The following is a 14,258-nucleotide window of genomic DNA, read 5'->3' on the forward strand; positions in this document are numbered from 1 at the left end:
CCCACAGGGTACCTTAACTGGGCGGTTGGGCCGGGGGTGCGGGGCGGTGGGTGGCACTTCCGAAACAGACTCTGAAGCGCTGACGCAACACCCGCACACACAGGAGCCGCGCTGACATGGCCCAGACGATCCGCCGTGGCGGCAAAGGGGTGCGGCGCTCTACCGCCACGCGCAAGGCCCGCACCAAGGTCGCCAGCGCGCGCAAACAGACCGGCAATATGGTCGATCAGGCGATGCGCTGGTTGCCGGTGTCGGATGACACGCTGCACCGGCTGATGATCATGGCGATTGTCGGCACGGTCATGGCGGTGGCGATCGCGGTGGCGGCCATGGTTGGCGTGCCGGCGATGGTGGAGCAGCACATCGCGGTGCTGTCGGGCGAGATCGGATTCCGGGTCAAGCGGGTGGAGGTGCGCGGCGTCAACCGCATGAACGAACTGGCGATCTATGAAAAGGTGCTGGGGCAGCGCGACCAGGTGATGTCGCGGCTTGATCTGGCGGCGCTGCGCAACGATCTGCTGGCGCTGTCGTGGGTCAAGGATGCGCGCGTGTCGCGGCAATTGCCCGATACGCTGGTGGTCGATGTGGTGGAACGCACAGCCCATGCGGTGCTGCGCAATGGCGGGCATTTCGACCTGATCGATGAAACCGGGCACGAACTGGAAACCGTGCCACCGTCACGTGCAAGGGGCATGCTGACGCTGACCGGCAAAGGCGCGGAAACCAAGGTGCCGGCGCTGGACGTGCTGCTGGACGCGGCGCCCGCGCTGCGGACGCAAGTGGCAGAGGCCGAATGGGTCGGCAACCGGCGCTGGAACCTGACCTTCAAGACCCGTCAGGAACTGGCTTTGCCCGAAGGCGATGATGAAAGCGCCGCCGCGCTGGTGTCGTTCGCGCGGATGGATGGCGTTGATCGGCTGCTGGGCGGGAAAGTGACCGCGTTCGACATGCGCGTGCCCGACCGGATCTATCTGCGCGTGCCAGGCCATGGCGAGCTGATCGTGGCGCAGGCCAAGGCTGCCGCGCTGGCACGCGCAACACACGCCGCCGGCGCGGATGGCCCGGCCACGCATGCCGCACAGCATGCTGCCAGCACACCCCACGCCGCCAGCACACCCCACTCCACCCCGACGGCGCACGACTGATGCGGAAAGTTTGACACCAGCCGATGGCCCTGCCGCGCATCACCAAAGTTTTTGCCGCCGTCAATATCGGCTCGTTCCGCACCTCGGCGATGATCGCCGGGCTGGCGGAGACAGGCGATCTGGTCGTGCTGGGATCGGGGCATCGCGCCTCGGCCGGGATCAAGCGCGGTTATGTCATCGATATGGTGGCGGCCACGCATTGCGTGCGCGATGCGATCGAACGCGCCGAAAAGATGGCCAATGCCTCGGTCCAGTCGGTGTGGATCGGCTGTGCCGGGGCGGGGCTGGCCAGCAGCACCGCGCGGGTCGAAGTGGACATCGGCGGCCGGCGGATTGAACAGGATGATATCGAACACCTGCTGATCACCGCGCGTGAAGTGATCCAGCCCGAAGGCCGGCAAGTGCTGCATGCCCAGCCGGCGCATTACACGCTGGATGGCGCACATGGCGTGCCCAACCCGCGCGGGTTGCATGCCGAACGGCTGGCGGTGGATATCCATGTCATGCTGGCCGATGGCGCGCCGATCCGCAATCTGAAGGAAACCGTCGAACAGGCGCATCTGCGGGTGGAGGCGGTGGTCGGATCACCCGTGGCCACTGGACATGCCTGCCTGACGCCCGAAGAACGCGAAATCGGCGTGGCGCTGATCGAGTTTGGCGCAGAGGTGACCACGGTGTCGGTCTATGCGTCGGGTATGGTGCTGGGGATGCAGGTCATTCCGTTTGGATCGGGCGATATCACCGATGCGATCGCATCGGCATTCGGCATCCGACGCTATCAGGCCGAACGGCTGAAATGCATGTCGGGATCGGCCATCGCCAGCCCGGCCGACCACCGCGAGATGATCCCGGTCAACGCCCCTGGCGATCCCGAAGGCGGCGGGCCGGTGGCGCGCCATGCCGATGACAAGAACCGCATCCCGCGTGCCGAACTGATTTCGGTGATCACGCAGCAATTGGGCTATTTCACCGAAGAAGTCGGCAAATCGCTGAAGGCGATGGGCTTTACCGGCCAGCGCGGGCAACAGGTGGTGCTGACCGGCGGCGGCGCACAGATGCCGGGCCTGGCGGATTTTGCGCAGGGCGCGCTGGGCCGTCCGGTGCGGATCGGATCGCCGCCGACCATGCTGGGGCTGCCGCCGGGCAATGCCACCCCCAGTTCATCGACGCTGGTCGGGCTGTTGCTGTATGCGGCGGCAGAACCGGTGGACATTCGCAGCGTTGGCCCGCGCTGGAAACCCGAAGGCGGCAGCGGCTGGTTTGCGGCGATCATGCGAATCTGGCGCGCATTGCGCGAATACTTTTGATCATGGCGGGTTTGCGGCGGCACCGTGCCGCAACCAGCCATGAAATCCGCACGGTTCACCGCGTGTCCGCCGATGCAATCTGTGGAAAAGCGCTCTTTGCCTTTGGTTAGTCGAAACATTCCGTGCCAAAGCTGGTATTGATTACACACAGCGTCATTTTTCGGGGCCAGGCCCCGCACTGAACCCGGGAGACCGACATGAGCATCAACATCGGACCGCCATCGATCGATGAACTGCGGCCCCGCATCACGGTGATCGGCGTCGGTGGCGCGGGTGGCAACGCCATTGCCAACATGATCAACGCCGGTATCGAAGGTGTCGATTTCATCGTCGTCAACACCGATGCCCAGGCGCTCAACAATTCGATCGCGGATACGCGCATCCAGCTCGGGCCCGCGATTACGCAAGGGCTGGGTGCGGGCGCCCGCCCCGAAGTGGGTCGTGCCGCGGCCGAAGAAACGCTGGCCGATCTCGAACGCGCGCTTGAAGGCGTGCACATGGTGTTTATCGCTGCCGGCATGGGTGGCGGCACCGGTACCGGCGCCGCGCCGGTGATTGCCGAAGCCGCGCGCCGCAAGGGCGTGCTGACCGTCGGCGTGGTGACCAAGCCGTTCCTGTTTGAAGGTGCGCGCCGCATGCGTGCCGCCGAAACCGGTATCGAAGAACTGCAAAAGCACGTCGATACCTTGATCGTCATCCCCAACCAGAACCTGTTTCTGGTGGCCAAGGCGGAAACCACCTTTAAAGAGGCGTTCGGCCTGGCCGACGAAGTGTTGCAGCAGGGCGTGCGGTCGATCACCGACCTGATGGTCATGCCTGGCCTCATCAACCTCGATTTTGCCGATGTGCGCTCGGTCATGGGCGAAATGGGCAAGGCGATGATGGGCACCGGCGAAGGCGAAGGCCCGCACCGCGCGTTGGAAGCCGCAGAGCGCGCGATTGCCAATCCGCTGCTCGATGGCGTGTCGATGCAGGGCGCCAAGGGTGTGATCATCTCGATCATCGGCGGCGACGACATGAAACTGCTCGAAGTCGACGAGGCGGCCAACCATATCCGCGAACTGGTCGACCCCAATGCCAACATCATCTGGGGATCGGCGTTCAACCCCGACCTGGACGGCAAGATCCGCGTTTCGGTGGTGGCAACCGGCATCGAACAGACCAGCGAACAGGCCGAAATTGCCGCGCGCCCGGCGTTTGCCAGCGGCTCACGCGGGCCGGCTTTCCCCGGTTCGGGCGCGCCGTCGGGCATTGCCCAGCGCGCCGCAGTCACCCCGCCGCCGCCAGTCACTCCGCCGGCCCCGGTGGCAGAGGCCCGGCCCGATCCCGCGCCTGCCGCGCCGGAACCGACGCCTCCTGTCGCAGTTGCGCCGCCGCCCGTCGTAGCGCCGCGCGATGAACCGCTCGATCTGACGCTTGACCTGAGTGAGCACAGCGACGTGCACGAGGCTGATGCGGGCCATGCCGATGCCGCGCCGCACGATGCTGCGCCACCGGCGGGCGGAATGCCCCGGTTTGGTCGGGCCGGAACCGATCAGGCGGAACCGGCGCGGCCCGCACCGGGCAATTCCACGCTGTTCGAACGCATGGCCAATCTGTCGCGCGGCACCCGCCCGGCCGATGAAGATGCCACCGACGAGGAAGGTAAGGCGCTGAACATTCCGCGCTTTCTGGGCCGGCAAAACAACCAGTAGGGCGTGACGGCGGGGCACCACCCCGCCGTGACCGCCACGGCTGGCTGGCCCCGCCGCCTGCGCAGTTCGTCGGGCTGGGGGCAGGATCCATCGCATCGCCCCGTCGCATGCGTGCATATCGGTTAGAGGCGCTGACAATGATTCGGTTCGCCTTTACGCCCGTCTGGCTTCGCCGCTGCGCCATCGTTGTGCAGGCGGCGTTGGCGTTACAGGCGCTTGCGCTTGTACAACCGGCCATTGCCGCCGCACAGGACAGCGCTGAACCGTCGGGCGTGTCGCATGCCGTGGTCGAACCGACCGCGCCCAGCGCGGGCCGCGCGCTCAACGCCGCACTGGGGCGGCTGGCCAAAGACCCGCGCAATGTCGATGCCCTGCTCGAAGCCGGGAATGCCGCGATTGCGCTGGGCGACAACGATGCCGCACTGGGTTTTTTCACCCGCGCCGATCAGGTTTCGCCCGGCAATGCGCGTGTCAAACTGGCGATCGCGCAGGCGCGGCTGAATCTGGACAATCCGGTCGACGCCCTGCGCTGGTATGCCGATGCCGAACGCCTGGGTGCCGATCCTGCCGGCTTTGCCGCCGATCGTGGCCTGGCCTACGATCTGGCTGGCGACAATGCGGCGGCCATCGCGCAATACCGCCGCGTGGTGGACGGCACTGCGGACAGCCCGGCGCGCGATGAGGCGATCCGGCGCAAGGCGGTCAGCCTGGCTATCGGCGGCGATCGTCGCGGTGCCGATCTGGCGCTGTTGCCGCTGTTGCAACGCCAGGATCGCGCCGCCTGGCGCGCGCATATTTTTGTGCTGGCGATTGCCGGCCGCGGTGATGAGGCGGTCAGTGTGGCGCATGCAACGATGCCGCCCGATCTGGCCGCGTCGGTCGGGCCCTATCTGCGGTTCATGGTGCGGCTGACCCCGGCGCAGCAGGCGGCTGCGGCCAGTCTGGGACGCTTTCCCCGTGCGGCAGATGTCGGTCGGGATGATCCGGCGGTGATGGCCTATACCGCTGCGCATCCGCGTGTGCCGCTGACCCCCGCGCCGGCGCCGGTCGCCGCGCTGGCCAGCGCCGCGCCAGTGGCCAAAGATGCGCGTGGCGACCGCGCCAAACGGCGCCATGGCAACACTCCGGCGCCCCCGGTCATGGTGGCCGGCCCCGTGGTGCCGCCCGAAATTGTGCTGCCCGCGCCGCCGCCACCGCCGGTGCTGGCGGCGATTACCCCGCCGCGCGCGGCCGTGCTGGCATCCGCCGCACCGACCGCTGGCAAACCCGCCCCGTCGTCTGTGGCGGCATCGGTTGCGCCGCCGGTGGCGCCGGCCGCCAGCCGCACGACGACCCCGTCCGCCACGTTCGATCTGGCGCAGATCGCGAAAGGCGGCGCGGCGCCGGCAATCGTGGTTGCCACTGCGCCCGCGCGCACTGTCCCGCCGCCTGCGCCCGGCGTGCCCCGCCCGCCCGTGCTGTCGCTGCTGGATCTGCCGCCTGCGCCGCGCCCGGCGGTTGCCGCGCGGACCGCTGTGGCGCCAACCCCGGCGCCTGCCGTCGTGGTGGCTGCAGCTGCACCGCCGGTCGTTCCAGCGCCGGTTGTCGTGGCCCCGATTGCCCCGCCCGCCGCGCCAGCAAGTGTACCGGCTGCCACCGCCGTTGTGCCGGTCGCCACTGCCGCAGTGGCAGAGGGCCAGCATGCAGTGGTTCAGCCCGTTCCGGCCGCGCCGGCGAAACCGGCCGACATTCAGGCTCCGCCCGAAAAACCGGCAATCAGCGCCGGCACCAGCAGCAAACCGGCCACTGCCAAGGCCGTGGCCGTCAAAACCGTGCCGGAAAAGGCTGCGCCTGATAAGGCTGCGCCTGATAAGGCTGCGCCTGATAAGGCTGCGCCTGATAAGGCAGCGCCGGATAAGGTTGGGGCGGATAAGGTTGGGGCGGACAAGACCAGCCGTGCCGGTTCCGGCCGCATACCGCCCGGCAAGGACAAGTCTGCCAGCGACGCCGACGCCGGCGACACCGCCCGCGCGGCAGACAAGGCCAGCGAGTCCAAATCCAGCCAGTCGAAATCCGGCCAGTCCAAATCCGGTAAGGCCCGGGCAGCGGAGCCAAAGCCGACCGCCAAGGCCGAGCAAAATGCCGACAGCCCGAAAGCCGGCAGCAAGGCCGCCCGCGATGAAGCCCTGAAACGGGCGCTGGCGCCCTGCAAACCCGCGACGCCTGGCAAAGCCGGGGCCAAATCCCGCAAGGGCAAGGCCGCAACCAACACCCGCGCCAGCAAAAAGGCCAGCGAGTCCCGATCAAAATCCGCAAAGGGGGGCAAATCGCGCAAAACGGGCAAGGCGGATGTGGCCGACAGTGAAACCTGTGACAGCACCGCGCAGGGCGATCGTCCCGACGCGCCGGGCGGCGTATCGCGCGATAGCGACACCCCGGCGGACAGCAAGGGCAAGACCAAAGCCGCCACCACCGGAAAGGGTCGCGGAAAGAATGGCGACGCCAAAACAACCGACAAGGATGCCAAAGCGGCGGACAAGGATGCCGAAGCAGCCAAGCCCGGGCGCCATGCCCGCTATGCCAGCCGCATCTGGGTGCAAGTGCTGACCGCGGGTGATCGTGACAAGATCCCCGGCGAATGGCGCAACCTGGTCCGCAAGGCGCGTACGCTGAAGGGGCACAAACCCTATCTGACCCCGTGGCGCAGCAATTTCCGCCTGCTGACCGGGCCGTTCGACAGCGATGCCGATGCGCAGGATTTCATTGCCGAATTGCGCAAGGATGGCGTGGCAGGCTTTGAATGGACCAGCCCGGCGGGGCAGGCGGTCGATACCATGGCACTGCCCTGAACCGCGGCGGCACGGCCGCCATCGGCTGATGATGCGGCATGACAGCGTGGCCGCGGGGCAGGTGTCCACAGGTTTTGCACAGGGTTGTCACGTTATGCCCAAGGCTGGGGCGCGTTGCGATTGCCGATCTGGTCCGCCTTCGCGATGGGTGGTCGCGCCAAGTTGGCGGGGCTGGTCGGGTTGTGGTGCATGACTTGACTGGTGCCTGCGGTGGTTGCGCCAATGTCCTGGCCGTTGTACTGGAGTGGCGATGATGCGGACTGCCCAAGATACTGGCGAACGCGATGACGCCGCGCCCGTCGACATGCTTGCGTCGCTGTTCGAAGCGCGCGGCTGGCCGTTCGAATTCGTGTCCGACGATGAAATTCACGGCGAAATTCAGGGGTCTTGGGCCAATTACCAGATCCGCTGCATCTGGCGCGAAGAAGATCACGTGTTGCAGATGCTGTGCCTGCCCGACATTCGCGTGCCCGATGACAAGCGTGCAGCGGTGTGGGAAGTGATGGCGCTGATCAACGAACAGGTCTGGGTCGGGCATTTCGACATGTGGTCCAATGGCAGTGTGCTGTTGTACCGGCATGGGTTGATGCTGGGTGATGAAGGCTTGCTCAGCCTGGGCCAGGCGCAATCCGCGATTGAGGCGGCGGTCGACGAATGCGACCGTTTCTATCCCGCGTTCCAGTTCATCCTGTGGGGTGACAAAAGCCCGGCCGATGCGCTGGCCAGTGCGCTGGTCGATGCCGCGGGTGAGGCGTAACCGCGCCTTTTTCGCGTGACCCATTCACAACGACAGGGGCCGGCCTTGCGCATTTTCCAGTTCGGTTGCGGCAATATGGGCGGGGCGATGCTCGCCGGGTGGCTTGCCAAAGGGTTTGATCCGGCCAGCTTTACCGTGATCGACCCATGGCTGGATGCTGCGCCCGACGGGGTGCGGCTGGTGGCGGCCGCGCCGGTGGGCGAACCACCGGCCGATGTCGTGCTGCTGGGTTTCAAACCGCACCAGTTGCCGGTGGCGGCCGCAGCGGTGGGGCCCACGATTGGCGCGCATACGCTGGTGCTGTCGATTCTGGCGGGGGTTGATCTGGCCACCTTGCGCGCCGCATTCCCCGGGGCGCAGGCGATTGTGCGGGTCATGCCCAATCTGGCCGCGGCGCTGGGAAAATCGCCGATCGCACTGTTTGGTGATGCCACTGGCGCTGCCCGTGCGCAGACCGCTGCGCTGATGGCCCCGCTGGGGGCGGCCGAATGGCTGGACCGGGAATCGGACATGGATCTGGTCACGGCGCTGGCGGGATCGGGCCCGGCGTTTGTTTATCGCGTGATCGATGCGCTGGCCGGCGGGGCGGCGGCGCTGGGTTTGCCGCGCGATCAGGCCGATCGGCTGGCGCTGGCGATGGTCGAGGGCGCCAGCCTGCTGGCCGCGGCATCGCCGCACAGCCCGGCGGAACTGGCGCGGCGCGTGGCGAGCCCGGGCGGCGTGACCCAGATCGGGCTGGACGTGCTGGATGCCGATGACCGGCTGGCGCGATTGATGGAAGACACCTTGCGCGGCGCCCGCGACCGCAGCGCGGCAATGACCGCAGAGGCGGTGGCGCGTGCGCGTGAAGGGGCCGGGGGCGCGTAATTATCCGCCAAAGCCGCATCGGTTCGTTCAGCACCCGGTAATTGCACCAGTGGTACGACAAATTTTGACCGGTTTCGCTTGAAAGCAAACGCAACCGGGACGATATTGTCGCTATGGGCCAGATCCTGGCCCGTGAACGGAGACTGGACTCACATGGCAAACTGGAACGACCCTCAGCCCACACAGGCTGGATTCGGCGCGTCTCCGAGCCTGACTGGCACCTGGGGAAATAGCACCGTCTATGACGCCGGGCTGCGCCGCCACATGCTTTCGATCTACAATTACATGGCGTCCGGCATTTTGCTGTCGGGCATCGTTGCGCTGGGCTTTGCCGTTTCCGGCATGGCAGAGGCGGTGCTGACGTCCCCGCTGCGCTGGTTGATCGCGCTGTCGCCGCTGGCGTTCACGATGGTGATGAGCTTTGGCGTCAACAAGCTGTCGACCACCACCATGCGCACGCTGTTCTGGGCGTTCAGCGTGGCCATGGGGCTGTCGCTGTCGTCGATCTTTCTGATCTATACCGGGCCGTCGATCGCGGTGACGTTTTTTGCCACCGCGGGCGCGTTCGCCGGGCTCAGCCTGTTTGGCTATACCACGCAGAAAAGCCTGTCGGGCTTTGGCACGTTTCTGATCATGGGCCTGGTCGGCATCCTGATCGCGTCGCTGGTCAACCTGTTCCTGCATTCGCCGGGCCTGTCGTATGGCATCAGCTTTCTGGGCGTGCTGATTTTTGCCGGGCTGACTGCCTATGACACGCAACGGTTGAAGGAACAGTACAGCTATGTTGCAGGGTCAGACATGGCGGGCAAAGCGGTCGTGCTGGGCGCGTTGCAGCTTTATCTGGACTTCATCAACATGTTCCTGATGCTGCTGCGCTTTATGGGCGATCGCCGCTGACGCGCTTTACACCCTACCGCAAACCTTACACACCCGGCGGGACCTTATCCCGCCGGGTGTTTGTTTGAAACTTGCGCCGTGGCATGGTTCATGCGTAACCGCACAAACGCTGGGAGTGCCGCTGACCGTGACCAAGGGTGATCGATTGCCGCAACGACCGCACCGGGCTGGCGCTGTGCCGGCTGCCGCGTTGAATAGCCGTGCCGCGCCCGGCCGGCGGCGCCATCTGGGTGCGGCGGTACTGACGCTGGCGCTGGCGCAGGCGCTGGCATCGTGCGCCCCCAAACCGCCGCCGGCGCCGCCACCGCCGCCCCCACCGCCGCCGGTCGTGGTGATCCCGGACAAGCCGGTGCCGCCCGATGGTTCCGCGCCCAACCTGATCATTCCGCAGGTCGACAGCGATGGCACGCGCGAATCGGTCAATCGCAAGGTTTCGATCAACCAGGTTATCTGGAACCTGCGTTCTGCCTATACCGTGGCCGCGCTCGACTGCCGCGAACCGCGTCACGTTGGCATTCTGGCGCGCTATCGTCAGTTCCTTGATCGCAATGCAAAGCCGTTGAAATCGGTCTATGACCGCATGGACCGCGAATTTCGCGACCGTTATGGCCGCGGCGGTGAAACGCTGCGCGATGATTATCTGACCATGCTGTACAACCACTATGCGTTACCGCCGACGATGTCGGAATTTTGCGATGTGGTTGACCAGGCGATGATCGATGGCGCGGCTATGGGGCCGGACCAGCTTGCCACCTTTGCCGCCGCCAAAGTGCCGGTGATCGAAAAAGTGTTCGATGATTTTTACGAACGCTATGACAAATATCGCAATGCGCTGGCGGCGTGGGAGGAAAAATACGGTCGCGTCGGGCGCGTGCGGGTCGAACAGATGGCGCAGGAACCGCCGCCGCGCCCGGTCGCGCCTGATGGCACGCCGTTCGGCACCACCGTACCTGCCCGGCCGGTGGTTGCGCCCGGCGCGCCGGTCTATGGCCCGGTCATTACCAACCCGGCGGTCGGTACCGGCCCGCTGGCCACTCCCTGATCGGCGCAGGGCAAGTTCCCGCCAGGTATCGCGGCTGTCGGTGTGGTGCCTGTCAGAAATTTTCCGGCCAGGGCTTGGCAAAGGGCGGCGCGATAGGCTATTGGCGCGCCTCCCGATTGTTGCCGCCCGGTCCCGTGATGGGCCCATGGCAAGGGTCGGCGGGACACTGGAACGGGGCCGTAGCTCAGATGGGAGAGCGCGTCGTTCGCAATGACGAGGTCAGGGGTTCGATCCCCCTCGGCTCCACCAGCGTTCCGATATCCCGCAGCGTATCGGCGCGACCAGCCGGCCATGCAACAGGCGTGATAGACCAACCTGCAATTTGCACATAAGGCTCAGGTGCGACATGTCGCAGCGGAGTTCACGCGCAGCCACGCAATTTCGCTGCCGATTACCGGACAAACACCATGCATTTTCTCGACCAGGCCAAAATCTTCATTCGTTCCGGCGGCGGCGGCCCGGGGGCGGTCAGCTTTCGGCGGGAAAAATACGTGGAATATGGCGGCCCTGACGGCGGTGTCGGGGGCAAGGGCGGCGACATCATTTTTGAAGCGATCCCCGGTCTCAACACGCTGATCGATTTTCGCTATACCCAGCATTTCAAAGCACAGCGCGGCATGGGCGGCATGGGCAAGGACCGTTCCGGCGCGGGCGGCGATGATCTGGTGATCAAGGTCCCGATCGGCACGCAAGTGCTGGACGATGATCAGGAAACCGTTCTGCTGGATCTGGTCGAACCGGGCGTGCGGGTGGTGCTGTTGCGCGGTGGCGATGGCGGCCGCGGCAATGCCAGTTTCAAATCATCCACCAATCGCGCGCCGCGTCAATCCGGTCCGGGCTGGCCGGGTGCGGAAATGTGGGTGTGGCTGCGGTTGAAACTGCTGGCCGATGCCGGGCTGGTGGGGCTGCCGAATGCGGGAAAATCCACCTTCATCAACCAGATCAGCAATGCCGGCGCCAAAGTCGGCGCCTATGCCTTTACCACCACGCGGCCACAATTGGGCGTGGTGCGGCACCGCAACCGCGAATTTGTGCTGGCCGATATTCCCGGGCTGATTGCCGGCGCGGCCGAAGGCGCGGGCATCGGCGACCGTTTTCTGGGCCATATCGAACGCTGCCGGGTGCTGATTCATCTGGTCGATATCCATGGCACCGACCCGGTGGAGGCGATGCACATCGTTGCCGATGAACTGGCCAACTATGGCGCCGGGCTGGATGAAAAGCCACGCCTGATCGTGCTCAACAAGATCGACCTGGTCGACGCCGAACTGGTGCGCGCGTTCGCCGCCGAATTGATCGCGGCCGGGGCGACCCGGGTGTTTCCGATTTCGGGCGCGACGGGTGCGGGCATGGATGCGCTGCTGGATGCGGTGCTGGACCATCTGCCCGCCGCGACCGCGACCGAGCGGCCAGCCGGCGAGATCGAGGATGAGGACAACCGTACGCCATGGTCGCCCTATTGACCGTGGCGTTCGTGCGCGGTTGGCATTGCTGCCAGACCTGATACCCGCCATCCCGTTTCCCGCCGTCAACCAACGCGAAAAGCCGTGATGACCATTGCCCAGCTTTCCCATTTCGCCGATCCCGCACTGACCCCGCGCCTGGTTGTCAAGGTCGGGTCGGCGCTGCTGGTGGGGGATGATGGGGAACCGCGCCGCGCATGGCTGCACGCGCTGGTGGCCGAACTGGCCGCCGCCCGCACACGCGGGCAACAGGTGCTGGTGGTGTCATCGGGCGCGATCGCGCTGGGCGCACGGCGGCTGGGGCTGGCCCGCGGCGGGCGTGGCAGTCTGGCCGATGCGCAGGCCGCCGCTGCGGTCGGGCAGATCGCGCTGGCCGGGGTGTGGGCCGACCTGTTTGCGGGCCATGGCGTGACCGCGGCGCAAGTGCTGCTGACGCTGGATGATCTGGAGGATCGACGCCGCTGGCTGAATGTCACGGCCACGCTGGGCACTTTGCTGGCGCGCGGGGCGGTGCCGGTGATCAACGAAAACGATACCGTCGCCACCCAGGAAATCCGCTTTGGCGACAACGACCGGCTGGCTGCGCGGGTTGGCCAGGCCGCGGGGGCGAGCGCGGTGTTGCTGCTGTCGGATATCGACGGGCTGTATGATCGTGATCCGCGCGATCCGGCCGCGGTGCGCATTCCGGTGGTGCGGCGGGTGACCCCGGAAATCCGCGCGATGGCCACCGGCGGGTCGTCATCGGGGCTGGGATCGGGCGGCATGACATCGAAATTGCAGGCGGCAGAGATCGCCACGATGGCGGGCATGGCGCTGGCGATCATCGATGGCCGGCCACAGTCGCCCGTTGCCACCGCGCTGGATGGCGGCCGGGGCACACTGTTTCTGCCGCGCCCGCGCCGTGGAGCGGAAAAGGCCTGGGGCGCGCGCAAGGCGTGGCTGGGCGGGCGCATGCGGTTGCGTGGTACGGTGCATGTCGATGCCGGGGCCGCGCGGGCACTGACCCAGGGTGCCAGTCTGCTGGCGGCCGGGGTGGTGCGGGTCGATGGCGCGTTTGTGCGCGGCGATGCGATTGCAGTGGTCGGCCCGGCGGGGGACGTGCTGGCGCGCGGGCTGTCAGAATACGATGCTGCTGAATGCGCCGCGCTGGCCGGGCGCAGCAGCCGCGATCATGCCGAAATTCTGGGCTACGCACCGCGTTCCGCGCTGATTCACCGCGATCAGCTGGTGCTGGTGTAATGGCGACACGCCAACCGGGTCTGCTGGCGGTGACCGGCGCGACCGGGTTTGTCGGCCACGCCATGCTGGAGGCGGCGGCCGCGGCCGGGCTGGATGTGCGCGCCTTGGCGCGGCGTCGGCAGGAACCGCGCAGCGGGGTGGAATGGGTGCAGGGTGATCTGGCCGATGAACGCGCGTTGCGGCGGCTGGTCGCGCGCGCCAGCGCGGTCATCCACATCGCCGGGGTGGTCAATACGCCGGACCCTGCGGGTTTTGAGCTGGGCAATGTGCAGGGCACGCTGAACGTGGTCAACGCCGCGCTGGAGGCCGGGGTCAACCGGTTCATCCAGGTGTCGTCGCTGTCGGCGCGCGAACCGCAATTGTCGGTCTATGGCGCTTCAAAGCGCAAGGGTGAACGCATTGTCGCTGCATCCAGCCTGGATTGGACGATCGTGCGGCCACCAGCGGTCTATGGCCCGCGCGATACCGAGATGTTTGAACTGTTCAAGCTGGCGCGGCGCGGGATTGTACCGTTGCCGCCCGGTGGCCGCATGTCGCTGATCCATGTGGCTGATCTGGCGGCGCTGCTGCTGGCGCTGGTGCCCGGCGGCGAAGACGTGACGGGGTTGAATTTTGAACCCGACGATGGGCGCCCGGGAGGCTGGACCCATGTCGAACTGGCGCGCGCGATCGGCATGGCGGTGGGGCGGCGCGCGATCGCGCTGCCACTGCCGCGCCGGCTGTTGCAGTGGGTGGCGCGCGCCGATCACGCGGTGCGCAAGGATCGCGCAAAGCTGACTTTGGACCGCGTGGGCTATATGTGCCACCCCGACTGGACCGCCAGCGCCGGCATGGCACCGCCGCCCGGCCGCTGGACCCCGCAAGTGGAAACCGGGCTGGGCCTGCATGCCACGGCGGCGTGGTATCTGGATCAGGGCTGGTTGTAGGGGTTCATCTGAAGCTGCACTGACGTGCACGCAGACCGCCCGCCCCGCCTCCCCGCCCGACCACCAATGATACCATCATGCTGTGGTGGTCGG

At 66.6% G+C, this 14,258-nt stretch carries 12 protein-coding genes and 1 tRNA gene; 12 read left to right on the forward strand and 1 reads right to left on the reverse strand.

Annotation, left to right across the window (positions count from 1 at the left end; all coding sequences use genetic code 11):
- Positions 1–116 precede the first annotated feature (116 nt).
- From ABWP89_RS17880 to ftsZ, 3 genes are all read left to right on the forward strand, one after another.
- Complete coding sequence (locus tag ABWP89_RS17880; protein WP_353231005.1) at positions 117–1,145, forward strand: cell division protein FtsQ/DivIB; 1,029 nt, start codon at positions 117–119, stop codon at positions 1,143–1,145.
- 23 nt (positions 1,146–1,168) lie between these two features.
- On the forward strand, positions 1,169–2,452 hold the full coding sequence (gene ftsA, locus ABWP89_RS17885) for a cell division protein FtsA (protein ID WP_353231006.1): 1,284 nt from the start codon (positions 1,169–1,171) through the stop codon (positions 2,450–2,452).
- A gap of 197 nt (positions 2,453–2,649) precedes the next feature.
- Positions 2,650–4,146 carry a cell division protein FtsZ gene (gene ftsZ / locus ABWP89_RS17890; RefSeq protein ID WP_353231007.1) on the forward strand — a complete coding sequence of 499 codons (1,497 nt, stop codon included), beginning with the start codon at positions 2,650–2,652 and terminating at the stop codon, positions 4,144–4,146.
- Between the two features lie 1,729 nt (positions 4,147–5,875).
- Here the strand turns inward: ftsZ and ABWP89_RS17895 are convergent.
- The gene (locus tag ABWP89_RS17895; RefSeq protein WP_353231015.1) at positions 5,876–6,100 is read right to left on the reverse strand and encodes a pentapeptide repeat-containing protein; all 225 of its coding nucleotides are present in this window, start codon (positions 6,098–6,100) and stop codon (positions 5,876–5,878) included.
- Positions 6,101–6,725: 625 nt separating this feature from the next.
- Here ABWP89_RS17895 and ABWP89_RS17900 point away from each other — a divergent pair.
- The 9 genes from ABWP89_RS17900 to ABWP89_RS17940 all read left to right on the forward strand — a co-directional run bounded on the left by ABWP89_RS17900 (position 6,726) and on the right by ABWP89_RS17940 (position 14,165).
- Positions 6,726–6,974: an SPOR domain-containing protein gene (locus tag ABWP89_RS17900; protein ID WP_353231016.1), complete on the forward strand. Its 249-nt coding sequence runs from the start codon at positions 6,726–6,728 to the stop codon at positions 6,972–6,974.
- Between the two features lie 253 nt (positions 6,975–7,227).
- Positions 7,228–7,731, forward strand: coding sequence for a type III secretion system chaperone family protein (locus ABWP89_RS17905; protein ID WP_353231008.1), 504 nt, complete (start codon positions 7,228–7,230; stop codon positions 7,729–7,731).
- A gap of 45 nt (positions 7,732–7,776) precedes the next feature.
- Complete coding sequence (locus ABWP89_RS17910) at positions 7,777–8,598, forward strand: pyrroline-5-carboxylate reductase family protein (protein ID WP_353231009.1); 822 nt, start codon at positions 7,777–7,779, stop codon at positions 8,596–8,598.
- Between the two features lie 153 nt (positions 8,599–8,751).
- Entirely contained in the window at positions 8,752–9,495 is a 744-nt protein-coding gene (locus ABWP89_RS17915) for a Bax inhibitor-1/YccA family protein (protein ID WP_353231010.1), read from the forward strand.
- Between the two features lie 190 nt (positions 9,496–9,685).
- Positions 9,686–10,537 carry a hypothetical protein gene (locus ABWP89_RS17920; RefSeq protein WP_353231011.1) on the forward strand — a complete coding sequence of 284 codons (852 nt, stop codon included), beginning with the start codon at positions 9,686–9,688 and terminating at the stop codon, positions 10,535–10,537.
- 173 nt (positions 10,538–10,710) lie between these two features.
- Positions 10,711–10,786 (forward strand) — tRNA-Ala (locus ABWP89_RS17925).
- A gap of 158 nt (positions 10,787–10,944) precedes the next feature.
- A complete protein-coding gene (gene obgE / locus ABWP89_RS17930; RefSeq protein ID WP_353231012.1) occupies positions 10,945–12,000 on the forward strand; it encodes a GTPase ObgE in 1,056 nt (351 codons plus the stop codon).
- An 87-nt stretch (positions 12,001–12,087) separates the two neighbouring features.
- Complete coding sequence (proB, locus tag ABWP89_RS17935; protein WP_353231013.1) at positions 12,088–13,239, forward strand: glutamate 5-kinase; 1,152 nt, start codon at positions 12,088–12,090, stop codon at positions 13,237–13,239.
- Positions 13,239–14,165 (forward strand): NAD-dependent epimerase/dehydratase family protein, encoded by a 927-nt coding sequence (locus tag ABWP89_RS17940; RefSeq protein ID WP_353231014.1) that lies wholly within the window; start codon positions 13,239–13,241, stop codon positions 14,163–14,165. The genes proB and ABWP89_RS17940 overlap by 1 nt, the downstream gene beginning before the upstream one ends.
- Positions 14,166–14,258 lie beyond the last annotated feature (93 nt).

Source organism: Novosphingobium sp. (assembly GCF_040398825.1).
GTDB lineage: Bacteria > Pseudomonadota > Alphaproteobacteria > Sphingomonadales > Sphingomonadaceae > Novosphingobium.

What these genes read in the sequence shown, in the direction of transcription:
- ABWP89_RS17880 (WP_353231005.1), top strand. Translation starts at nt 117, where the DNA reads ATGGCCCAGACGATCCGCCGTGGCGGCAAAGGGGTGCGGCGCTCTACC.
- ftsA (WP_353231006.1), top strand. Translation starts at nt 1,169, where the DNA reads ATGGCCCTGCCGCGCATCACCAAAGTTTTTGCCGCCGTCAATATCGGC.
- ftsZ (WP_353231007.1), top strand. Translation starts at nt 2,650, where the DNA reads ATGAGCATCAACATCGGACCGCCATCGATCGATGAACTGCGGCCCCGC.
- ABWP89_RS17895 (WP_353231015.1), bottom strand. Translation starts at nt 6,100, where the DNA reads ATGCGGCCGGAACCGGCACGGCTGGTCTTGTCCGCCCCAACCTTATCC.
- ABWP89_RS17905 (WP_353231008.1), top strand. Translation starts at nt 7,228, where the DNA reads ATGCGGACTGCCCAAGATACTGGCGAACGCGATGACGCCGCGCCCGTC.
- ABWP89_RS17915 (WP_353231010.1), top strand. Translation starts at nt 8,752, where the DNA reads ATGGCAAACTGGAACGACCCTCAGCCCACACAGGCTGGATTCGGCGCG.
- obgE (WP_353231012.1), top strand. Translation starts at nt 10,945, where the DNA reads ATGCATTTTCTCGACCAGGCCAAAATCTTCATTCGTTCCGGCGGCGGC.
- proB (WP_353231013.1), top strand. Translation starts at nt 12,088, where the DNA reads ATGACCATTGCCCAGCTTTCCCATTTCGCCGATCCCGCACTGACCCCG.
- ABWP89_RS17940 (WP_353231014.1), top strand. Translation starts at nt 13,239, where the DNA reads ATGGCGACACGCCAACCGGGTCTGCTGGCGGTGACCGGCGCGACCGGG.